16 protein-coding genes are annotated in these 21,543 nt (G+C 74.4%); 7 read left to right on the top strand and 9 right to left on the bottom strand.

What is annotated here, in order from left to right:
- Positions 1-125 precede the first annotated feature (125 nt).
- Complete coding sequence (gene lnt, locus HNR21_RS16455; RefSeq protein WP_182705897.1) at positions 126-1,634, bottom strand: apolipoprotein N-acyltransferase; 1,509 nt, start codon at positions 1,632-1,634, stop codon at positions 126-128.
- A 118-nt stretch (positions 1,635-1,752) separates the two neighbouring features.
- Between lnt and HNR21_RS16450 the strand changes: the two genes are divergently transcribed.
- The 4 genes from HNR21_RS16450 (at position 1,753) to HNR21_RS16435 (ending at position 6,559) form a co-directional block, all read left to right on the top strand.
- Positions 1,753-2,913, top strand: a complete 1,161-nt coding sequence (locus tag HNR21_RS16450; RefSeq protein WP_246442200.1) for a S8 family peptidase — start codon at positions 1,753-1,755, stop codon at positions 2,911-2,913.
- A gap of 156 nt (positions 2,914-3,069) precedes the next feature.
- The gene (locus tag HNR21_RS16445) at positions 3,070-3,618 is read left to right on the top strand and encodes an RNA polymerase sigma factor (protein ID WP_182705896.1); all 549 of its coding nucleotides are present in this window, start codon (positions 3,070-3,072) and stop codon (positions 3,616-3,618) included.
- Positions 3,615-4,055 (top strand): hypothetical protein, encoded by a 441-nt coding sequence (locus HNR21_RS16440; RefSeq protein WP_182705895.1) that lies wholly within the window; start codon positions 3,615-3,617, stop codon positions 4,053-4,055. The genes HNR21_RS16445 and HNR21_RS16440 overlap by 4 nt, the downstream gene beginning before the upstream one ends.
- Positions 4,052-6,559 (top strand): CHAT domain-containing protein, encoded by a 2,508-nt coding sequence (locus HNR21_RS16435; RefSeq protein WP_246442197.1) that lies wholly within the window; start codon positions 4,052-4,054, stop codon positions 6,557-6,559. The genes HNR21_RS16440 and HNR21_RS16435 overlap by 4 nt, the downstream gene beginning before the upstream one ends.
- An 81-nt stretch (positions 6,560-6,640) precedes the next feature.
- On the opposite strand, the gene HNR21_RS16430 is transcribed toward HNR21_RS16435, so the two are convergent.
- The 4 genes from HNR21_RS16430 to HNR21_RS16415 all read right to left on the bottom strand — a co-directional run bounded on the left by HNR21_RS16430 (position 6,641) and on the right by HNR21_RS16415 (position 12,535).
- Positions 6,641-7,471, bottom strand: a complete 831-nt coding sequence (locus HNR21_RS16430; protein ID WP_182705894.1) for a sulfurtransferase — start codon at positions 7,469-7,471, stop codon at positions 6,641-6,643.
- A 96-nt stretch (positions 7,472-7,567) separates the two neighbouring features.
- Complete coding sequence (locus tag HNR21_RS16425) at positions 7,568-8,692, bottom strand: alkaline phosphatase family protein (RefSeq protein ID WP_182705893.1); 1,125 nt, start codon at positions 8,690-8,692, stop codon at positions 7,568-7,570.
- 266 nt (positions 8,693-8,958) lie between these two features.
- The gene (locus HNR21_RS16420) at positions 8,959-9,537 is read right to left on the bottom strand and encodes a DUF5998 family protein (RefSeq protein ID WP_119731337.1); all 579 of its coding nucleotides are present in this window, start codon (positions 9,535-9,537) and stop codon (positions 8,959-8,961) included.
- 532 nt (positions 9,538-10,069) lie between these two features.
- Positions 10,070-12,535, bottom strand: a complete 2,466-nt coding sequence (locus HNR21_RS16415; RefSeq protein ID WP_182705892.1) for a bifunctional acetate--CoA ligase family protein/GNAT family N-acetyltransferase — start codon at positions 12,533-12,535, stop codon at positions 10,070-10,072.
- A gap of 154 nt (positions 12,536-12,689) precedes the next feature.
- Here HNR21_RS16415 and HNR21_RS16410 point away from each other — a divergent pair, with 154 nt between their 5' ends.
- Positions 12,690-13,607: a carbohydrate kinase family protein gene (locus HNR21_RS16410; protein ID WP_182705891.1), complete on the top strand. Its 918-nt coding sequence runs from the start codon at positions 12,690-12,692 to the stop codon at positions 13,605-13,607.
- 348 nt (positions 13,608-13,955) lie between these two features.
- Here HNR21_RS16410 and HNR21_RS16405 read toward each other — a convergent pair whose 3' ends face one another.
- The 3 genes from HNR21_RS16405 to HNR21_RS35325 form a co-directional block, all read right to left on the bottom strand.
- Positions 13,956-14,366, bottom strand: coding sequence for an ester cyclase (locus tag HNR21_RS16405; RefSeq protein WP_182705890.1), 411 nt, complete (start codon positions 14,364-14,366; stop codon positions 13,956-13,958).
- A 517-nt stretch (positions 14,367-14,883) separates the two neighbouring features.
- Positions 14,884-16,089, bottom strand: coding sequence for a poly(ethylene terephthalate) hydrolase family protein (locus HNR21_RS16400; RefSeq protein ID WP_182705889.1), 1,206 nt, complete (start codon positions 16,087-16,089; stop codon positions 14,884-14,886).
- A 359-nt stretch (positions 16,090-16,448) separates the two neighbouring features.
- Complete coding sequence (locus tag HNR21_RS35325) at positions 16,449-18,773, bottom strand: RecQ family ATP-dependent DNA helicase (RefSeq protein ID WP_182705888.1); 2,325 nt, start codon at positions 18,771-18,773, stop codon at positions 16,449-16,451.
- Positions 18,774-18,883: 110 nt separating this feature from the next.
- On the opposite strand from HNR21_RS35325, the gene HNR21_RS16390 reads away from it, so the two are divergent.
- Positions 18,884-19,714 (top strand): methyltransferase domain-containing protein, encoded by an 831-nt coding sequence (locus HNR21_RS16390; protein WP_119727873.1) that lies wholly within the window; start codon positions 18,884-18,886, stop codon positions 19,712-19,714.
- A gap of 58 nt (positions 19,715-19,772) precedes the next feature.
- Here the strand turns inward: HNR21_RS16390 and HNR21_RS16385 are convergent, their stop codons facing one another.
- Positions 19,773-20,744: a Sco1979 family transcriptional regulator gene (locus HNR21_RS16385; RefSeq protein WP_233359008.1), complete on the bottom strand. Its 972-nt coding sequence runs from the start codon at positions 20,742-20,744 to the stop codon at positions 19,773-19,775.
- Between the two features lie 248 nt (positions 20,745-20,992).
- Here HNR21_RS16385 and HNR21_RS16380 point away from each other — a divergent pair, with 248 nt between their 5' ends.
- A complete protein-coding gene (locus tag HNR21_RS16380) occupies positions 20,993-21,319 on the top strand; it encodes a DUF8820 family protein (RefSeq protein ID WP_119727872.1) in 327 nt (108 codons plus the stop codon).
- Positions 21,320-21,543 lie beyond the last annotated feature (224 nt).

The raw sequence follows: 21,543 nt of genomic DNA, 5'->3' as shown, positions 1-21,543 counted from the left end.
CAGCGCACATCCATTTCTTTGGCCTGACTCCCGCCGGCCCCCGCCGCACCGCGGTCCCGCCCGCCGCCGGTGATCCCCTGTCATCCGGCGGCGGGCGGTGTCCGGTCACCGTCGCGGGAAAGACGCTAGGCCGCGGGCGTCCCGGTCGTTAAGGGGCGTGAGTCCCGACCGGGCCGGGCGCTTCGGCGGCCCCGCACGGCGGCGCCGGCCAGATGCCCGGCCGTCACCGCGAACGCAATGAAGATCACATAGTCGCCGTACCTGGTGAACGGGGTGCGGGCGGTCGCGGGCGGCAGCCGCAGGGCGACCGTGACGGCGCCGCGCCGGTCGGTGTCCAGCCAGGCGAGCCGGCGGCCCCGGGCGTCGAAGGCGGCCGACACCCCGGTGAGCGCCGCCTGCACCACCGGCCGCCCGGTCTCGGCGGCGCGGACCGCCGCCAGGCTCGCGTGCTGCGGCGGGGCCCAGCTCTCCTGGAACGTGGACGTGGAGGACTGGAGCACCAGCGCCTGCGCCCCCTCGCGGGCCAGCGCGCGCCCCAGGTCGGGGAACGCCGACTCGAAGCACACCATCGGCCCGAGCATCGCACCGCCCCCGGCCAGCGTCCCGGCCCCGGTGCCGGGCACCCGGTCCTCGGCGGCGGCCTCGCTGACCCCGGCCAGCCAGCCCAGCGCCGGGCGGAACGGGATGTACTCGCCGAACGGCACCAGCCGGGTCTTGACGTACCGCCCGCGCCGCCCGTCCGGCCCGAGGATGATGGTGCTCTTGGAGATGCGTCCGCGGGCGTCGCGGGCGTCCTCGTTCACCATCAGCTCCCGGCCGTCCGCCAGCGCGGTGAGCCGCCGCATCAGGTCGGGGCGGCGGGCCAGGTCGAACCCGACGCTGCTCTCCCCCCACACCACCAGGTCGGCCCGGGGGAGCCCGGCGGTGATCCGCTCCCCCGCCGCGAAGCGGGTCACGGGGTCGTGGACCACGCCGGGCTGGACCAGCGCCACGACGAGGATCCGCTCGGTGCGCGGCCGGTCCAGGACGGCGTACGCGACCGGCCCGGCGAGGAGGAGCGCCCCGGCCGCGGCCAGCGCACGCCATCGCAGGTTCCCGGCGGTGAGCGCGATGGCCAGGGCGGTGTTGACCGCCACGATCGCGAACCCGATCAGCCAGACGCCGCCGACCGCCGCCAGGGACAGCATCACCGGATGCCGCCACTGGCTCGCCCCCAGCAGCCCCCACGGCCCGCCCAGCATGTGCCAGGAACGGGCGTACTCGATGAGCACCCAGATCGAGGGCAGCACGAGCAGGGCGGCCACGGGACGGGCGGGCAGCAGCGCGTGCGCGGTCCATCCCCACAGCGCCCACGGGATCCCGAACACGACCGCGACCAGCAGCAGCCCCGGCCCGATGTTGGGGACCGTCCAGTACAGCGCCGCGATCAGGTAGCCGGCTCCGAACCACCAGCCCCGCACCGCGGCCTCCCGCCCGCCGCCCGCGGCGCGCAGGACCAGCAGTCCGGGGACCAGGAGCGCCCAGGCCAGCCAGCCGAGCCCGGGGCGGGGGAAGGCCAGCAGCGGCAGCCCTCCGGCGACGAACGCGGCCGCCCGCCGTGCGTAGACCTCCCGCCTGCCCTGGGAGCCGGTCATGACCTCAGTTAACCCCCGCCTGGGCGGGTTGTCGCCGCACCAGGTGAATTCCTGGCCTGACCGGGCACGCTCCACCACTATGAGTAATCAAACAACTACTGAAAGTGAGATCGAGACCATGTTCGATCAGGAGGCACGGCTGGAGCGGATGCTGGCCCGGCACGGCGACGCCGCCGTCGTGGAGCCGCTGGCCGGGCGGCCGACCGTGGTCCGCCGGGACCAGATCCTGGTGGCGGCCGACGACGCCGCCGTCGTCGAGGACCGCATCCGCCGCTGGTACGACTCCAGCCAGGACGAGGGCGGGGTGTGCCTGATGCGGCTGCGGCCCCGGGCGCGGGTGGACGTGTGCGAGCTGGCCAGCCGACTCGGCGGGGACGGCCGGCACCGCAAGCTGGCGGTGGCGCCCAACCACCTGATGTACGGGCAGCCGATGTGGTGGTCGGGGCCCGCCGACCGGCCCCGGCCCTGCGACCCGGTGCCCGCCCCGTCGGCCGCGGTGCCGCCGCGCCGGGACGTCACCGTCGCCGTCCTGGACACCGGCATGTCCCCGCACCCCTGGTACGAGCACGCCGACTGGTACGCCGAGCAGCGCGCCGAGGTCGCCGAGGTCCTCGACGCCGACCTGGACTTCGAGCTGGACGCGCAGGCCGGGCACGGCACGTTCATCGCGGGCGTGGTGCTGCGGCACGCGCCGTCCGCCCGGATCCGCGCCCGCCGGGTGATCGGCGGCGACGGCGTGGGCGACGAGCTGGACGTGGTGCGGGCGCTGCAGTGGGTGGCCGCCTGGGGGCGGGCCGACGTGGTCAACCTGTCGCTGGGCTGCCACACGTTCGACGACCGGCCCTCGCCGGTGCTGGCCCGGGTGATCGCCTCGCTGGGGCGCGGCACCGTGGTGGTGGCCGCCGCGGGCAACGCCGCCGGGGACCGGCCGTTCTGGCCCGCCGCGCTCAAGCCGGTGATCGCGGTGGCCGCGCTGGACGGGGAGGACCGGGCCTGGTTCTCCAACTACGGCTGGTGGGTGGACGCCTGCGCGCCGGGCGTGGACGTGGCGAGCTGCTATCTGGACCTCTCCCGGGAACGGCCGCCGATGCGGGGGCTGGAGGCCGGGGCGTTCACCGGGTACGCGACCTGGAGCGGCACGTCGTTCGCCGCCCCGGCGGTGGCCGGGATGATCGCCGGGCTGGCGGCGGCCGAGGACCTGGACGCGGTCGCCGCCGCCGACCGCGTCCTCGATCCGGTCAAGGCGCGGACCCTGCCGGACCTCGGCGTCGTGGTCTGACGCCGGTTACCCCGAAGCGCCCAAGATCACACATCAGAACTCGGCATCAACCCCGTAGCGAAGAGGTAACTGTGCGCATTCACCCCGGCATCCGCGCTCTAACGTTCCGGTCAGCGGGGGACCCTGCGGGAGGCGAAGGCTTCGGTGGGTGTCCCGATGGGGATGAGGACGGCTCCGCCCGGCGAGCTGGTGGTCCGGGCACGCGACGGCGACGAGCAGGCATGGGCCGCGCTGACGGAGCGGTACACCGAGATGCTGTGGGCGATCGGGCGGGCGTACGGGCTGGACCGGGCCGACGCCGCCGACGTCGTGCAGCTGACGTGGCTGCGGCTGGTCGAGCACATCGACGCGCTGCGGCAGCCGGGCCGGGTCGGCGCCTGGCTGGCGGTGACCGCGCGACGGGAGGCCGGACGGGTGCTGCGCGCCTCCTGGCGAAGTCCCTGCCCGCCCGATGACCTGGTGCCGGAACGGCTGCCCGGTCCGCCGTCCCCCGACCGGGTGGTCGACGACCGGGAACGCCTGACCGCCGTCGTCGACGCCATCGGCATGCTGCCCGACCTGTGCCGGCAGATGCTGCGGCTGTTCGCTGCCTCCCCCACGTATGCGGAGGTCGCGGCGGCGCTGGACATCCCCGTGGGCAGCGTCGGGCCGACCCGCGCCCGCTGCCTGGCCTCGCTCCGCAAACGACTGGAGGGACCCGCGTGACCGACGCCGAACTGCTCGAGCTGGTGAGCGCCGCGTTCCGGGCCGCCGAGCCCGTGCCGGACGCGGTGTCGGCCGCCGCCCGCACGGCGTTGGGCCGCCGGGTCCCCGGGGCCGTGCGGGCACGGCTGGTCTCCGACGACGACCTGCGGCCCGCCCCGGCGCTGCGCGGCCCGGCGCCGCGGCTGCTGACGTTCGACGGCGGGGGCCGGACGGTGGAGGTCGAGCTCACCCCGACCGGGCAGGTGTACGAGATCGCCGGGCGGCTGCTGCCGCGGACGGCCGCGCAGGTGCGGGTCCGGCACACCGACGGGGAGATCGCCGGGCAGGCGGGGCCGGGCGGGCGGTTCGTGGTGGACGGGGTGCCGCCGGGACTGGTCAGCCTGCTGTTCCGGCTGCCGGACGGGACGTCGGTGGTCACCGGCTGGGTCCGGCTTTGACCGCGACGCCGCTGGACCTGGCCTGCTCCGATCCGCGCCGCGCGCACGCCGCCGCGCTCGCCGGGCTGCGGGCCGCCCGCGACGTCGAGGCGCGGATCGTCGCGCTGCGGGCCGCCGCGCTGGCCGCCAAGGAGCTGGGGCGGCTGGACGAGGGGCTGGAGTTCCTCACCGAGGCGCTGGCCGCGGCCGAGACCGCCGGGCTGGCGTACGCGGCGGCGCAGGTGCGGATGAACCTGGTGGGCCTGCTGGCCGCGCGCGGCGACCTGACCGGGGCGCTGGCGGCGGCCGACGCCGCGGCCGGGGTGCTGCGGGACGGCGATGCCGACCGGCTGGCCGCCAACCGGGCCTGCGCGCTGGCCCGGGCGGGCCGGCCGGACGACGCGCTGGCCGCCGTCGCCGGGGCGCTGCCGAGGCTGCGGCGCGGCGGCGACCCGGCCACGCTGGCCGGGCTGCTGATCAATCTGGGGCTGGCGCAGGCGCTGCGCGGCGCGCTCGCCGAGGCGGAGGCGTCGCTGGCGGAGGCGGTGGCCGTCGCCGACCGGGCCGGGCTGCGCGCCCCGGCCGCGATGGCGCGCGGCAACCTGGCGTTCGCGGTGTCGCGGCGCGGCGACCTGCCGCGGGCGCTGCGCCTGTACGCGGCGGCCGAGCCGGAACTGACCGGCGAACGGCTGGTGCAGTGCCGGCTGGACCAGGCCGAAACGCTGATCGCCGCCGGGCTCCCCGGCGAGGCCCGCCCGCTGCTGGCCGCCGCGCTGGACGAGGCCGCCGCCCGCGGTTACGGCTGCGACGTGGCCGACGGCCTGCTGCTGCTGGCCCATGCCGAGCTGGCGGACGGCAACCCCGAGCGCGCCACCGCGACCGCCGAACGGGCCCGGGCCGCGTTCGCCGCCCAGGAGCGGACCGGGTGGATGCTGGTCGCCGAGCACCTGCTGCTGCGCGCCCGCTGGGCGGCCGGGGACCGTTCCGCGGTGTTCTGGCACACCGCCGTGGCCACCGCCGAACGCCTGCGCCGCGGCGGATGGGCCGAACCCGCCGCCGACACCCGCATCCTCGCCGCCCGCCTGGCGCTGCACCTGGGCCGCTCCGCCGGGGAGCCGCCGCCGCCCCGGCACGGGTCGGCCGCCGTGCGGGTGGCCGCCTGGCATGTGATCGCCCTGCACCGGTCGGCGGTGGGCGACCGCCGGGGCGCGCTGGCCGCGGTACGGGCGGGGCTGCGGGTCGCCGACGAGCACGCGGCGGTGTTCGGTGCGGGCGAGCTGCGCGCCCGGGCCGCGGACATGTCGGCGGACCTGGCGGAGCTGGGGCTGCGGCTGGCCCGCACGGGGCGGGCGCTGCTGGCGGCCGAGGAGCGCCGCCGCGCCATCGCCCGCAGGGTCACGGCCGTCCGGCCTCCGGCGGACCCGGAACGGGCCGCGGCGCTGACCCGGCTGCGGACGGCCGCGGCCGAGCACGCCGCCGCGACCGCGCGGGGCGAGGACACCGTCCGTCTCGGGCGGCGGCTCGCCCGGCTGGAGGCGCAGGTGAGCGCGCTGGTCCGGCGTTCGCCGTCCGGTGGGGCGCCGGCGCGGGCCGCCGGCGCGGCGGACGTGATCGAGGCCCTGGGGTCGCGGGCGCTGATCGAGCTGATCCGGGTCGGCGACGAGCTGCACGCGGTCACCGTCGCGGGCGGGCGGTGCCGCCGCTGGGCGCTCGGCCCGTACCGGGCGGTGGTGCGGGACGCGGCGCTGGTGCGGTACGCGGTGCGGCGGCTGGCCCGGCTCGGCGAGGACGACGCCGACCTGCGGGACGCCGCCGGCCGGACGGCGGCCTGGCTGCCCGCGGGGTTGTGGCGGACCGTCGAGGGGCGGGAGCTGGTCATCGCTCCGACGGGGGCGTTGCACGGCCTGCCGTGGGCGGTCCTGCCGGGGCTCGCGGGGCGGGCGTTCACGGTCGTCCCCTCGGCGACGGCGTGGGTCCGCGCCGCCACCGCCGCGCCCCCGGACGGTCATGTGGTGCTGGCCGCCGGTCCCGGGCTGCCGCACGCCCAGGCGGAGATCTCCGGGCTGGCGGACGTGTACCCGGAAGCGCTCGTGCTGCGCGGGTCCGGGGCCGGGGCGAACGCGGTCCGGCACGCGCTGGAGGGCGCGTCGCTGGCCCATGTGGCGGCCCACGGCGAGTTCCGGGAGGACAACGCGCTGTTCTCGCACCTGCGGCTGGCCGACGGCCCGCTGCTGGCCCACGACCTGGAGGAGCTGTCGGCGCCCCCGCACACGGTGGTGCTGTCGGCCTGCGACACCGGACGGACCGGCGGCGGCGACGGAACGCTCGGCATGGTCGGGGTGCTGCTGGGACTGGGCACCGCCACGGTGATCGCGAGCGTCACCCCGGTGCGGGACGACGGCGCCCGTGTGTTCATGACGGGACTCCACGCGGGGCTCCGCGCCGGTCTGACCCCCGCACAGGCGATGGCTCGTCTCCCCCGCTCCGCCGGAACCCTCGGCTTCCTGTGCTTCGGAGCAGGCTGACCCCCGACCCCCACCAGACCGACCGTCCGGGCAAGCCTGCTTCTCCGGACGTGCCGGGGTTCCTGTTGTGAGCGAGAACGGTCAGTTCTCGCCGGTCGCCACGGGGTTGGCCGGGTCGGACACCCAGTTGGACCAGGAGCCGACGTACAGGGCGGCGGGGAACCCGGCGAGTTCCAGCGCCAGCACCTCGTGGGCGGCGGTCACCCCGGAGCCGCAGTACGCGCCGACCTCGGCGGCCGGCGCGACGCCCAGGCGGGTGAAGCGTTCCCGCAGCTCTTCGGGCGCCAGGAAACGGCCGTCAGGGCCGACGTTGGCCGTGGTCGGGGCGGAGACCGCGCCGGGGATGTGGCCGGCGACCGGGTCGATGGGCTCGACCTCGCCCCGGTAGCGTTCGGCGGCCCGGGCGTCCAGCAGCACGCCGCGCTCGGCGACGGCGGCGGCGCCCCGGGCGTCGAGCATGGGCAGCCCACCCGGGCGTGCGGTGAAGTCTCCCGGCTCGGGGGTCGGCGTCCGGTCGGTGACGGGGCGGCCCGCCTCGGTCCAGGCGCGGTAGCCGCCGTTCAGGACCCGTACCTGCTCGTGACCGAAGTACCGCAGCACCCACCAGGCCCGTGCGGCGGCGGTGGAGTCGGCGTCGTCGTAGACCACGACCGGCCTGCCCGCCGACACCCCGGCGGCGCGCATCGCCCGCTGGAACGCCTCCGCGTCGGGCAGCGGGTGACGGCCCGCCGGGCCGGGCGGGGCGGCCAGGTCGCGGTCGAGGTCCACGAAGACCGCGCCCGGCAGGTGCCCCTTGCGGTAGTCCTCGATCCCGGGCGGACCGGCCAGCCGCCATCGGACGTCCAGCAGCACGGGCGGCTCGGGCGTCTCCAGCAGCGCGGCCAGTTCGTCGACCTCGATGAGCGTCGTCATACCGGCCGAGCGTAGCCAGGTCGGACGACCGCGGCGAAGCGAGGATCGTCCGACCTGGATCCCCGGGGGTTGGAGGTCGTCCCTCGGCGGGACAGGTCAGGCGCGGTGGTCGGTGAGCAGCGGGATGAGCATCTCGGCGGAGACCAGGGAGCCGTGCATGCCGACCATCTGGGTCACCAGCGGCTCCCGTTCGGACGCCACGATCGCCAGGTCGCCGTGCGCGACGGCCACCACGTCGCCGATGCGCGGCAGCAGCTCCGGCGACACCGTTCCGAACCAGCCGGCGGCCACCGCCTCGTCCCGGGTGCACACCCAGGCGCGGTCGCCCAGCGTCTCGCGCCAGGCCGCCAGCACGTCGGCCTCGGCCCCCGGCACCGCGTAGACGTACCGCGACCGGGCGTCCCCGCCGAGATGCGCGACGCCCTCCTGCAGCGCCTTCACCTCGTCGGCGTCCACGCGGTCGGAGGGGTTGGTCATGCCGTGGTCGGCGGTGATGTAGAGGGCGGTGCCGGGCGGGAGGATCCCCGCGACGCGTTCGGCGAGCTGGTCGACGAAGGCGAGCTGGTACCGCCAGGCGGGCGAGCCGACGCCGTGCCGGTGGCCGGTCGCGTCCAGGTCGGGGTGGTAGACGGTCACGAACGACCGGTCGCCCTTGCGGAGCTCCTGCTCGGCCTGCGCGATGAGCTGCCCCAGGCTGTCGGCGGGCGCGTACTCGGCGCCGCGCGCGGTCGCCGTGGTGAACCCGCTGCCCCGGTACGCGCCGGAGGCCACGTACGCCACGTGCACCCCCGCCGCCGCGGCCTGCTCGTAGGCGGTGGGCGCGGCCTGGAACGACGCCGGGTCCACCGAGTCGTCCCACTTCAGGCAGTTGATCAGTTTCCCGGTCTCGGGGACCGCCACCCGGATGTGCACCAGCCCGTGCCCGCCCGGCGGCAGTCCCGTGCCGAGGGAGGCCAGGCTGGTGACGGTGGTCGCCGGGAACCCGGCGGTCAGCTTCCGGCCGGGCAGGGAGCTGAGGAACGGGGCGTACTCGGCGTGCTCGTGCAGCTGTTCCCAGCCGAGCCCGTCGATGAGCAGCACGCACACCCGGCGGGCCTGCGGAAGGTCCAGCACGTTGCGGCCGTCCGGAACGCCGAGCGCCGCCAGCACCGAGGGCGTCAGGTCGGCCAGCGCGCCGGCCCCGTACCGCGGTACTTCCGCACCATCCAGGTCGAACCCCATGTGACCTCCCGTTCGCCAGGCGCAACCGGCACCACGGTACCTCCGGACGGCCGCGAACCGGCCTTCTCTTTCCGGCGGCCGTTCCATGACCGCCCCGGCGGCCTCGGCCGACGCGCGGTCTCCACCGCCGGAACGTCGCAGCCGCACGGGCGGGCCGCCGATCCGTGCCCTCGCCCGGCCCGTGTGCGGCACCCCGTCACCGGAACGTCGCCCCTGGCCAGGGAGACCACGGCCGCCTTCGCCCGCCGCCGGTCAGGGCGGTGAGGTCAGCCGGTGGCCTCGGACAGGGCCTGCGCGAAGGCGAGCACCTGGACGACCGCGTCGGCGCCGTCGGCGGCCTCGCTCACCCGCAGCGACATGTCGTCGGCGGTCACGTTGCCGGTGTAGCCGTGGTCGGCCTCGCAGGACTCGTCCCCGCAGGTGGCGGGCTCCAGGTCGATGTGGGCGATGGCCCCCCATCCGATGGTCAGCACCACCTCGGAGGGCGGCACCCCCGGCACGTACGAGGCGGGGTCGGGCACCACCCGCGTCACCGCGACCGACTGGATCCGGTCCAGCCGGACCGCCTCGGTGGTGGTGGACGCGTGCGCCTGCGGCACTCCCTCGCCGGGCGGGTGCTCGTCGGTGTGGCACACCAGCAGCCGGGTCGGCGACAGGACCAGCACGGTCACATGCCGCCGCACCTCCATGGCCGGGTCGAACGTGGCCTCGTGATGCACCACGTAGGCCAGCACCGGCTCGTTGCCCAGTGCCGATTCCACCGCATCCGCAACGAGTGCCGGATAGTAGCCGCTGCGCTCGATGGCGGTGCGCAACCCGTGAGCCGTCGCTCGGGTGTCCCTCATGGGGTCCATCCTGCCCTGTTCCCGAAGCCCACGCACACGCCGCGCCCGGTATCGCGGTCATCCCGTTCCCGGCGGGTACGACCACACCATGAACGCCACCGACCCGATGCCGAACCCGCCCCCCGTACCGCCGCCACCGCCGCCCGAGCCCCCGGGCCCTCGTCCGCCCATCCCCCAGCCGGAGCCACCGGTCCCTCCGCCACAGCCGCCTCCAGGCCCGCCCGGCCCTCCTCCCGAGCCTTCACCGGACCCCATCCCGCCCATCCCTCCGGAGCCCCCGCCCCCGCCTCCCGACCGCCCGCCGCCCCCACCCGGGTGACACCCCGCTCTCGTCCGCGTGACCAGCGCGGACGAGAGCCGCCCAAAGCATCGCGGCCACCGAAGCGAAATCGCCTGCAAGCACACCGGTCGCCGTGCGGACCGGCATCCGCCGGTCCGCACGGGCCGACGGCCGGCGGATGCCGTCAAGGGACCGCGGGGCGGGCAGTGGGTGCGGCCGGGTCGCCGGAGGCGTTCCCGCGCACCACCAGCGTCAGCGGGTCGTGGGCGGGGTGGGGAGGCGGCGGGGGCCCAGTTCGGGGCGGGGGCCGACCGGGCGGGCCAGGCGCAGGGAGACGGTGCCCACGGTGGCGCCGGTGCGGTCGGCGTGGATGTGGTCGAGTTCCAGGCGGGAGACCTCGGGCAGGTCGTCGGCCAGGCGGGAGACGCGCAGCAGGAGGTGTTCCAGGGCGGCGACGTCCACCGGCTCGGTGCCGTGGTGGCCGAACAGCAGGGGGGCGGTGCGGATGGCGCGTACCAGGTCGGCGGCCTCCACGTCGGTGAGGGGGGCCAGCCGGTAGGCGCGGTCGTCCAGCAGCGCGGCGGTCACGTCCGACAGGCCGAACGACACCACCGCGCCGAACGACGGGTCCTCCATCGTGACGATGCGGGTGGCCACGCCCCTGCCGTCGGCGCCGCCGACCGTGATGCCGTAGCAGGCCAGCAGGTCGGCGGCCTGGTCCGCGGTCGCGGTGATCGGGCCCTCGGCGTCGTCGAGGAGGCGTTCGACCAGCGTGCGGGCGCGGTCGCGGTCCACGCCCTCGACCTCGGGGAGGCGGCCCTGGGGGCGCTGCCGCCACAGGGCGTACCGGGTGACGTACGCCAGCGCGCGGACGGCGTCCTCGGGGGCGGGGTAGGACGGCACGGACCCGGCGGCGGGCATGCCGTCGGGGGCGGGAACCCGCAGTTCGGTGGGCATGCCCTTGGCGCCCAGGTAGGTCGCCAGGACCGGCTTGCCGGACTGCCGGGCCAGCCGGGAGATCACCGCCGGCACGTCCGGGTCGATCTCTCCGATGGTGGGCGGCGCAAACAGGGCGAACACCGCGTCGACCGAGTCATCGGCCAGGGCGTCCGACAGCGCCTTCTCATAGTCGGCGGCGCGGGCGCGGGGCCCCAGGTCGACCGGGTCGCGCGGGGCCAGGCCGAGCGCCACGGCGGCGTCCTGCGCGAGCAGCCCCAGCGAGTCGGAGTTGTCGATGATCGCCAGCCGGTCCCCCGCCGGCAGCGGCTGGTAGGCCAGCAGCTGGGCGACGTCGAACAGCTCGTCCAGGTCGTCCACCCGGATCACGCCGGCCTGCGCGAACAGCGCGCTGACCGCGTGGTCGGGCAGGCTGAGCGCCCGTGCGGCGTGCCCCAGCGGAACGCCCTGGGTGCTGCGGCCGGACTTGACCGCGACGATCGGCTTGGCCCGGCAGATCCGCCGCGCCAGCCGGGTGAACTTGCGGGGGTTGCCGATCGACTCCAGGTAGAGCAGGATCCCGCCGGTCGCCGGGTCCTCCTCCCAGTACTGCATGAGGTCGTTGCCGGACACGTCGGCCCGGTTGCCCGCGGACACGAACGTGGACAGGCCCAGCCCGCGTTCGGCCGCCGACTGCAGGATCGCGATGCCCAGCGCGCCCGACTGGGAGAAGAAGCCCAGCGGCCCGCGCCCCGGCATGGTCGGCGCGAGGGTGGCGTTCAGCCGGACGGACGGGTCGGTGTTGGCGATGCCCAGGCAGTTGGGGCCGACGACGCGCATCCCGTGGGCGCGGGCCAGGCGCACGAGCTCCTGCTGGCGGGCGCGCCCCTCGGCGCCGGTCTCCCCGAAGCCGGACGACACCACCACGAGCCCGTGCACGCCCTTGCCCGCGCACTGCTCCACCACCTCGTGCACGGCCTCGGCGCGGACCGCCACCACCGCCAGGTCCACCTCGTCGGGGACGTCCAGCACCGTCGTGTACGCGCGGACCCCGGCGACGGCGTTCGCGGTCGGGTGCACCGGGTAGACGGGGCCGGTGAAGTCGCCGGTCAGCAGGTTGCGCAGCACCGTCTGCCCGACGCTGTGCGCCTCCCGGCTGGCCCCGACCACCGCCACCGAACGGGGGAACAGCAGCCGCTGGATGGAACGGGACTCGGCCCGGTGCTCGCGCGCGGCCATCACCTCCAGGGAGGTCTCGGTGGGCTCCAGGTCCAGCACGAGCTGGATGATGCCGTCCTCGAAGCGCTGCCTGGCCCGGTAGCCGGCGTCCCGGAACACCTTGGTCATCCGCCGGTTGTCCGGCAGCACGTGCGCGACGAACCGGCGCACCTTGCGTTCCCGGGCGGCCGCCGCGACGTGCTCCAGCAGCACCGAGCCCAGCCCGCGGCCCTGGTGGGCGTCCTCCACCAGGAACGCCACCTCGGCGGTGCCGGGCTCGTCGGCGATCTTGTCGTACCGGACCACCGCCACCATGGCGTCGCCGATCGTGACGATCAGCGCCACCCGGTCGTCGTGGTCGACGTTGGTGAAGTGCTCGACCTCCCGGTCGCTCAGCCGGGGGCGCGGCGAGAAGAACCGGTAGTAGATCGACTCGGGGGACAGCCGTGCGTAGAAGGCCCGCAGCAGGTCGGCGTCACTCCCGCGGATGGGCCTGATGTGCGCCGTCCCGCCGTCGGCGAGCACGACGTCGGCTTCCCAGTGGTCCGGGTACGCGTCGCTCACCTACCCGAGAGTAGTCCGCGGCGGATCGCCCGTCGTTCGCCGTTTCGGTGCGCGTTCGAGACCTCCTGACACCCCGGGAGCTGTTACGGTCGAGCACACGCGCCGGATAATGCTGCTGCCGGGGCGCTGGTGGTGTTGATCGAGGTGATGACTCATGGCACGCGTGGTCGTGGTCGGCGATCTCATGACCGATACCGTTGCACGAGCCGCCTATCCGCTGGCCAAGGGCAGTGACACCCCGGCCGCGGTGACCATGCACGGCGGCGGCTCGGCGGCCAACGTCGCGTCATGGCTCGCCGTCGAGGGCACGGAGACCGCCTTCGTGGGGCGCCGCGGTTCGGACATCGCGGGCCGCAACCGGGACATGGAGCTCATGGGCATGGGCGTGGACGCCCGCCTGGTGATGGATCCGGACCGCCCCACCGGCAGTTGCGTGGTGCTGGTCACCCACAAGGGCGACCGCACGATGCTGTCCGACCCGGGCGCCAACGCCGCGCTGCTGCCCGAGGACATCCCGCAGGACCTGTTCACCCAGGGCGCCCACCTGCACCTGTCGGGCTACTCGCTGCTGAACGAGGGCTCCCGGAAGGCCGGCCGGCACGCCCTCAAGCTGGCCCGTGGCGCCGGCATGTCGATCTCGGTGGACGCCGGGTCCTCCTCCCCGCTCAAGCGGGTCGGCGCCGAGCCGTTCCTGGAGTGGACCCAGGGCGCCCGGCTGCTGATCGTCAACACCGCCGAGGCCGAGGTGCTGACCGGCCGGGACGAGGCGCAGGCCGCCGCCAAGGTGCTCACCGCCTGGTATCCGCAGGTGGTCATCAAGATGGGCGCCGAGGGCGCGCTGTACTTCAACAACACCCGCGCCGAGCCGATCGTGGCCCCCGCCGAGCCACTGGAGAAGATCGTCGACGGCACCGGCGCCGGCGACGCCTTCATCGCCGGTTTCCTCCCGCCCTGGCTGGACGGCAAGCCCGCCGCCGAGGCCCTGGCCGCCGGCAACCGCCTGGCCGCCCGCGCCATGTCCCACATCGGTGCCCGCCCCCGCCTCGACATCGTCGACAACGAGATCCGCTGACCCGTCCGCCCCCGTCGGCCGGCCCACCCCCGCCGGCCCTTGTGGCGTGCCCGCGGCAATGCCGACCGGCACACCGGATTGCGATGACCGGGTAGACGACCGGTAGGCCAGGCGCACGGAGTGCACGGCCGACACACCAGAAGCACGATCCGCGCACCGGGCTCAATGGCCTGATTCACGCAGCGTCATCCGAGGCGCGCTCGGCCGTCACGGTTCCCGGGCGTCAGGAGGTCTCGGACGCGCGCCGAACCGGCGAACGACGGGCGGATCCGCCGCGGGCCTTTTCTCGGGTGGGCACGGACGTCCATGCGTCTTCCCAAAGCCCGGTCGGCGCGGAAGGCGGGCCGATCAGCCCGGGATCGCTCCGAGACGTGTCATCAGCCCGAACACGTCGGACACCACCCAGTACTCGGCGAAGAGCCCACCCTCCGCTCGGACCATGTCCATTCCGGTGAACGACACCCGCGTCCCCGGGGCGGCGGTCGCCCCCGGAATCCCTCCGCGGTAGGTCCCGGTGAACGTCCAATGCGCGGCGACCAGCGTCCCGTCGACGACGGGTCCCGCCTTCATCTCGGTCGTCACGTCCTCGAACAACTGGAACGTCTGCCCGATCCGCTCGGCGACCGCCTCGACCCCCCGCACGTCCCGGTCGGGCCAGTGCCCCACGAAGTCCGGCGTGCACAATTCCCGCAGCGCCTCGAGATCTCCCCGCCAGACCTCGCCCAGCCACCGCCTGTAGGCATCCGCAAGCTCGCTCATGCCCGGTCGATCCCCGCTCCCGATCCTTGCAAACGATCCCCTGAACCGAGATTTCATAACCTCTCCCTGTACCTCCGATCCAATCCTATGCCCTCTCGAAAAGGCGCACTCCCAGGGCTTCGACGAAGCAATTCCACTAACGGAGCACGCCCACCGGAGAACGACCAACGCCCACACTGATCACGACGTTCACCAGCGGTGACAAATCACGCCAGGCGACCGATCGGGCAAGAGGCCGGAATGGCAGGGTGGAGGCCGGAACGCACACGGTGACCACCACTGGAATCCGGTCCGCACCGATGCTCTTGCTCTGCGATGGAGATGCCCGGGCGGGCGGCAGGGCCAGGAGGCGTCCAAGGCGAATCCGACGCCACAGAGGCGAAGAGGATCCCGGACGGACGGCGAGCGCAGAGAAGTCCCCAGCGAACCCGAGGTCGCTGGGGGCGCGGGGACCCGGCAAAGCCGACGCCGCCCCGCCGGTATGACGACGGGGCGGCGCCTGCCGGTCACCGCTGGGTCACCAGTTCTTGTACCGAACGACGCCCAGGTTGCAGAAGGTGCAGGTGCGGCTCAGGAAGTCCTCCGTGCGGCGGAACTCCTCGTCGGCCAGGTGCCACCGCAGCCAGGCGGTGATGATGTGCTGGCCGTTGCGGGTGGCCATGATGTGGTCGGTGTTGTTGAGGATGTTGAACCACACCGGCACGCGGGTGTTGGTGTAGTCGCGCTCCACGTTCGAGGTGGCGAAGTCGTCGTCACCGCCGATGTAGAGGGCCGGGTTGCGAAGATTGTCGGGGCCGTTGCCGTCGAAGGAGCCGCCGGCCACGTGGATGGTGGTCTCCAGCCGCGGCTCGTCGGCCACGTCGAACGTTCCGATCGACCCGCGGGAATGGCCGCCGAAGGCCACCTCGGAGATGTCGAGGTCCTGGTACAGCGGGCTGCTCGGGCTGGCGTTCTGGTCCTCCAGCCAGTCGAGCGCGTCGACCATGTAGTCACCGCTGCTGGAGGAGACCTCGCTGTAGACGACGAACCCGTGCGAGGCCCACTGGCGCAGCATGTCCTCGTAGTCGGCGGGGTCGGACCCGGCGCCCGGGCCCCAGACGAAGAGCGGGTGGTCCACACCGTTCTGGCCGGCGTTCGTCGGATACACCAGCCACCCGTCGTTGCCGGGGCCGGCGGTCCTGTCGATGGTCACCGCGTACGGCCCGGGCCTGGTGACGTCGTCCACCGGGGGCAGCGACCCGGTCGGGGGGTCGGGGTCCTGGCCGCCCGTGGCCTCGACGCGCACGTCGTCGACGGTCAGCGTCTCCAGGGCGCTGCTGGCGTCCAGCGAGAAGCGCAGCCGCAGGTCGCGGCCGTCGACCGAGGCCGGCAGGCGGAACGACGCCGCGCCCGTGGCGGTGCGCGCCGATTCCAGCGTGGTGAACGAGCCGCCGTCGACCGAGTAGGCCACGGTGAAGGTCTCGCCGAGGTCCAGGCCGGACGCCGCCCGGGTGTACGAGACCGTCACGCCGCTGTACCCGGCCAGGTCGATGGACGCGGACGTCATGGACGGGTCGGAGAACAGCGACCCGCTCAACCGGGCGCCGTACGTGCCGGTCGTGACGGAACCGGAGGCGGTGAAAGTGCCGAGCCCGTTGGAGAAGTCCTCGCTGTAGACCGTGGCGGCGGAGGCGGGGTTCATGATGGCGCCGGTGGCGCCCACGGCCATGACGCTGATGGCCACTGCGCCGAATTTTCGCAGGCGCCCGCTGATACGAGACATGTCCCAGATCCCTTCTGGCCACGCCGATCGGCTGCGTCGACGCGCCGTTGTGCCGGTTGCGCCAGTTGTGCCTGCTCCCGAAGATCGTTTTCAGAATCGGCCCATGCCGATTCAAGCCGGAATCCCGGAAGCGGGAATCAGGGAAATCACCGGTGTGGACACCGGCCGGACTGCCCCCACCGGACCTGGCGGTGGGGCCGTCACGACCCTGGCGCGGGTGCCGGATCCACGCGCCCGTCGCGATGCCCCCACCGGTCGACGGCGGCGCCGACCGCGGTGGTCTGCGCGGTCGTGGCCGGTTGGTGGGGCATGGGGAGTTGTCAGTTGGGGACGGCCAGGGCCAGGGGCAGGACGGCGGGGGCGCCCAGGAGCCGCAGGTGACGGGCTGCGACGGTCATGGTCCAGCCTGTTTCGATGCGGTCGTCCACCAGGAGGACGGGGCCCGGGGTGGAGGGGACGGCGGCGGTCAGGGACGGGGTGGGGGCCAGGGAGTTCCAGACGGTGCGCAGGCGCTGGGCGCTGTTGTGGCGGCGCGGGGCGGGAGGTGCGATCGCGGCGATCTCGCCCAGGTACGGCAGGCGTCCCACCTGGGCTATGCGGTGGCCGAGGCTGGTGACCAGGCGGGGACGGGAACGGGAGGCGATCGTGACGACCGCGGCCGGGCGTTCCCGCCATTCCCAGGCGGACAGGACCTTCACGACGGCCTCGAAGACGTCGTCGGGGACCTCGGTGTCGGGGGCGTTCTCGGCGAAGAGGGCGCGCAGGCGGTCGCCCCAGCCGATGTCGGTCAGCCGGCCCAGGGCCCGGCCGGGCTCGGCGAGCTCGGCCGGCGGGATGCGGCCGGAGACGCCGAGGTCGTCCTTGACCCCGGTGGGCCACATGCGGCGCGGGGCGACGTCGACGCCCGGGCGGCGCAGGCGCTGCCGGGCCTGCCGGGCGGCGGCGCCGGCGACCTCGGTGGGCCAGTGGCGGCCGGTGCAGTTGTCGCAGCGGCCGCACGGGCGGGCGGCGGGATCGTCCAGCCGCCGGCGCAGGAACTCCTCGCGACAGCCGGTGGTGGCGATGTAGTCCAGCATCGCCTGCTGCTCACGGCGGCGTTCGGCGGCCACCCGCTCGTAGCGTTCGCGGTCGTAGGACCAGGGAAGGCCGGTGGCGGTCCAGCCTCCCTTGACGCGGCGGACCGCGCCGTCCACGTCCAGGACCTTGAGCATCATCTCCAGCCGGCTGCGGCTCAGGTCGACCAGCGGCTCCAGCGCGCTCGTGGACAGCGGGCGGCCCGCGGCGGCCAGCGCGTCCAGGGTCGCGCGCACCACCGGCTCGGGCGGGAAGGCCAGGCCGGCGAAGTACGCCCAGATCTCCCGGTCCTCGGCGCCGGGCAGCAGGATGACCTCGGCGCGCTCCACTCCGCGCCCGGCCCGCCCGATCTGCTGGTAGTAGGCCACCGGCGACTGCGGCGCGCCCATGTGCACGATGAACCCCAGGTCCGGTTTGTCGAAGCCCATGCCCAGCGCGCTGGTGGCCACCAGCGCCTTGAGCTTGTTGTCCAGCAGGTCCTGCTCGGCCTGCAGGCGTTCGTCCGGATCGGTCTGCCCGGAGTACGCCGCCACCTGGTGCCCGCGTTCGGCCAGGAACGCGGCGATCTCCTGGGCCGCGGCCACGGTCAGCGTGTAGACGATCCCCGACCCCGGCAGCTCGTCCAGGTGCTCAGCCAGCCACGCCAGCCGCTGCTCGGCCCCGCCCGCCCGTACGACCGCCAGCCGCAGCGACTCCCGCTCCAGCGAACCCCGCAGCACCAGAACGTCCTTGCGCGTCCCGTGTGGGGGGACGACCCCCCACGCCCCCCGCACGCGGATCCGGGCATCCTCGCCGCCGCCGCTTCCGCTCGCCTGGGGGCTCGCTCCAGCGGCGCCGGCTGCGGTGCCCGGACCGCTCAGGTGAACCGGAGCTCCGCTGGCGCTCCGCTCCGGTTCACCTGCTGGAGAGCTGCCGGGGGAGGGCTTTCCCTGGGAGGTTTCGGCGGTGGCGGTGTGGCCGAGTTGTTCGGCCACGTCGCGGGTGACGCGGGCGTTGGCGGTCGCCGTGGTGGCCAGGACGGGGACGTCGTCGGGGAGCCGGGCCAGCAGGGTGCGCAGGCGGCGGTAGTCGGGGCGGAAGTCGTGTCCCCAGTCGGAGATGCAGTGCGCCTCGTCCACCACGACCAGGCCGGCGTCGTCGCTGAGGCGGGGCAGCACGTTGTCGCGGAAGTCGGGGTTGTTCAGCCGTTCGGGACTGACCAGCAGGACGTCGACGGCGCCCGCCTCGACCTCGGCGAACACCTCGTTCCACTGGTCGATGTTGGCGGAGTTGACGGTGCGGGCGCGGATGCCGGCGCGTTCGGCGGCGTCGATCTGGTTGCGCATCAGCGCCAGCAGCGGCGAGACGATGACGGTGGGGCCGGCGCCCCGGTCGCGCAGCAGCCGGGTGGCGACGAAGTAGACGGCGGACTTGCCCCAGCCGGTGCGCTGGACGACCAGTGCCCGGCGTCGTTCCACCACCAGGGCGCGGATCGCGGTCCACTGGTCCTCGCGCAGCCGGGCGTGGTCGCCCGCCAGCGCCCGCAGGCACGCCTCGGCCCGGTCACGCAGCCCGTCGTGTGTCTCGCTCATGCGTTCTTGACTATCAGCCGGCGCCGACCGTTCGTACCTGAAGCGCATTCTGTGGACAACCGTTCGTCCTCGGCCCGGCGCGTCGTCCCGGCCGCGCCGATAATGACCTCATGACCGAGCGGGAGGATCCCGCGGCATCGCCGTTCGCGCAGGTGGACCGGATACCGCCGGAGATACGGGCCAAGCTGATCGGCGCACTGGACCAGATGGCGGCCGATCCCCGGATCCGGCGCGTTCGCGAGGTGGCGCGGCGGGACCTGGCGCCCCGTCCCGGAGACCGGCTGCTGGACGTCGGGTGCGGGGCCGGGGAGGAGGCGCGGCGGCTGGCCGGGATGGTGGCGCCCGCCGGCGAGGTCACCGCCGTGGACCTGTCGGCCGAGGCCATCGCGGTCGCCGCACAACGTCACGACGGCAGTGCCGTGCGGTACGCGGTCGCCGACGTGGGCGCGCTGCCGTTCCCCGACGGCTCCTTCGACGGCGTACGGACCGAACGCGTCCTGCAGCACGTCTCCGACCCCGACCGGGCGGTCGCCGAACTGGCCCGTGTGGCCCGGCCGGGCGGGCGGTTGTGCCTGGTGGACACCGACTGGGAGTCCGTGGCGGTGGACGGGCTGCCCGACGACCTGGTCGCCGACGTGAAGGCGGCCCTCGCGGCCGACGAACGGATGCGTCACGCGTCGATGGGACGCACGCTGCGCCGCAGGCTGCTGCGCGCCGGCATGACGGAGGTGACCTGCGAGCCCGTCGCCTTCTCGTTCACGGGCGCCGCCGACGCCGCGACGATCGTCCCCCTGTTCAACCCCGACATCCCGCCCGAGGCGGGCATGCTCCGCGGCGAACTCCACGACCGCTGGCTCACCGCGGTCGCCGAGGCCGACGCCCGCGGGGAGCTCCTCGCCGTTCTCACCATGTGGGTCGCCGCGGGCCGCAAACCTGGCTGACCCCCGTCCGCGCACGCGCCGCCAAGGGTCGACGGCGCCACGCCCCAGGCGGGGGATGTCAGCCGCCGCGCCCCGCGTACAGCTCCCCCAGCATCGCCACGCTCTCCTCGGCCGTGAGCGCGGCGGCGCACAGCCGGTCCATCAGGGTCAGGTACGCCTCGACGTCGTCGCCCTTGTCCAGGTACAGGGCGCCGGTGAGCTGCTCCAGATAAACCACGTCGGGCAGGTCGAAGTCGGGGAACCTGAGGATGCGGAACGGGATGCCGCCGAAAACCCCTCGTGATGACGTGGAGGGGAGGATCTGCAGCGTCACGTGGGGCACGTTGTGCGCCGTGTCCAGCAGATGCTCCAACTGGGCGCGCATGAGCCCGTCGTCCCCGACGGTACGGCGGAGCACCGCCTCGTCCACCACCGCCCACAGGTGGGGCGGATCGGGCTGCTCCAGCAGTTTCCGGCGCCGCATCCGCATGTCGACCCGGCCGTCGACCTCGTCCTCGGAGGCGTTGGGACGGCGGAGCCTGGTGACGGCCCGCGCATAGTCCTCGGTCTGCAGCAGGTCGGGAACGCCCTGGGTCTCGTACGCGCGGATGACCGAGGCCGACTCCTCTAATGCCAGGTACGGCTCGCGCCACCCGGGGAGGATGTCGCCGTACCGGTGCCACCATGCCGGTGTGTTCGCGTGGCGCACCAGCTCCAGGACGGCGTTGCGCTCCTCCTCGTCCAGCACGCCGTACAGGGTGAGCAGATCCGCCACGTCGCGGGGCTTGAAGCTGACGCGGCCGGACTCCATCCGGCTGATCTTCGACTGGCTGGCCCGGATCGCGTAACCCGCGTCCTCGGCGGAGATGCCGCTCCGTTCCCGCAGCCGGCGCAGCCGTGCGCCCACCATGATGCGCAGCACGATCGGCCCTCCCCGGCGGGGCATGACGGGGATGCCGAGGGGCGTCTCCGGCTCGTCCGCCCGGCCCCGGATCCCCGCGCGCTCCATTCCCCCGGCGCCGCCGAACGACAACGATCTCCGCGTCCGCATACTTCTCAGTCTGGCAGCGCCGGCCGTTCCCATCCCGCGGATCCGGATACTCGCGCCGGATACATCAGGTCATATGCCAATGCATATGCATCTCGATATTTCTTTTCCGGTTCATCCCCTGTGGGCGATCCCGTTTCGAGTCATGATCACCCACTCGCCACGATGTGACGTGGATCACGTTGGGTGGCTCCGGGAGCCCCGGTGACGGCCGCCGGATTTTGTCGGTGGCGGTCGATAGCGTGCGCGGCATGTACCGACAGGGAGATGTGCTGATCCTTCCCGTGCCCGAGGACGAGGTGCCTGCGGCGGTCAAGGAGTCGCCGCCGGCGCCGCGCGACGGGCGCTCACGCATCGTGCTGGCCCTCGGGGAGGCGACCGGGCACGCACACGCCATCGTCGCGCCCGGCGAGCTGTTCCGCGGCAGGTCCCCGATGGAGCCCGACCATCTGCACCTGCCCTCCGGCGGCCGGCTCGTCCATGAGGAACACGCCCCGATCACGCTGCCCTCCGGGTGGTACCGCGTGATCCGCCAACGCGAGTACGTCCCCGGCGCGGTCCGGCCGGTCGCCGACTGAGCCCGGCCACCGCGTCCGCACACCGGCTTCGCGGGGGCGAGCCGGCTCGCGGACGCCGTCACCCGGCCGCACGGGTCGGACGAGACGGGCATGCGCGTCGTCTCCGCCGAACCGCCGCCGCCCGGCCGTACGGGGTCAGGCCGGGCGGTGGCGAGAGCACTCCGTTGCCCGATCGCGAAGGCGTACGGGCTGCGGCACGGGCGCCGAGGCGGCCGGGATCGTCG

Origin of the sequence: Thermomonospora cellulosilytica (genome assembly GCF_014138835.1) — a bacterium.
In the GTDB taxonomy this organism is placed as follows: domain Bacteria; phylum Actinomycetota; class Actinomycetes; order Streptosporangiales; family Streptosporangiaceae; genus Thermomonospora; species Thermomonospora amylolytica.
The sequence above is the reverse complement of the archived record's forward strand: the minus strand, read 5'-3'. Positions and strand labels throughout refer to the sequence as shown.

What these genes read in the sequence shown, in the direction of transcription:
- lnt (WP_182705897.1), bottom strand. Translation starts at nt 1,634, where the DNA reads ATGACCGGCTCCCAGGGCAGGCGGGAGGTCTACGCACGGCGGGCGGCC.
- HNR21_RS16450 (WP_246442200.1), top strand. Translation starts at nt 1,753, where the DNA reads ATGTTCGATCAGGAGGCACGGCTGGAGCGGATGCTGGCCCGGCACGGC.
- HNR21_RS16445 (WP_182705896.1), top strand. Translation starts at nt 3,070, where the DNA reads ATGGGGATGAGGACGGCTCCGCCCGGCGAGCTGGTGGTCCGGGCACGC.
- HNR21_RS16430 (WP_182705894.1), bottom strand. Translation starts at nt 7,471, where the DNA reads ATGACGACGCTCATCGAGGTCGACGAACTGGCCGCGCTGCTGGAGACG.
- HNR21_RS16425 (WP_182705893.1), bottom strand. Translation starts at nt 8,692, where the DNA reads ATGGGGTTCGACCTGGATGGTGCGGAAGTACCGCGGTACGGGGCCGGC.
- HNR21_RS16420 (WP_119731337.1), bottom strand. Translation starts at nt 9,537, where the DNA reads ATGAGGGACACCCGAGCGACGGCTCACGGGTTGCGCACCGCCATCGAG.
- HNR21_RS16410 (WP_182705891.1), top strand. Translation starts at nt 12,690, where the DNA reads ATGGCACGCGTGGTCGTGGTCGGCGATCTCATGACCGATACCGTTGCA.
- HNR21_RS16405 (WP_182705890.1), bottom strand. Translation starts at nt 14,366, where the DNA reads ATGAGCGAGCTTGCGGATGCCTACAGGCGGTGGCTGGGCGAGGTCTGG.
- HNR21_RS35325 (WP_182705888.1), bottom strand. Translation starts at nt 18,773, where the DNA reads ATGAGCGAGACACACGACGGGCTGCGTGACCGGGCCGAGGCGTGCCTG.
- HNR21_RS16390 (WP_119727873.1), top strand. Translation starts at nt 18,884, where the DNA reads ATGACCGAGCGGGAGGATCCCGCGGCATCGCCGTTCGCGCAGGTGGAC.
- HNR21_RS16385 (WP_233359008.1), bottom strand. Translation starts at nt 20,744, where the DNA reads ATGCGGACGCGGAGATCGTTGTCGTTCGGCGGCGCCGGGGGAATGGAG.
- HNR21_RS16380 (WP_119727872.1), top strand. Translation starts at nt 20,993, where the DNA reads ATGTACCGACAGGGAGATGTGCTGATCCTTCCCGTGCCCGAGGACGAG.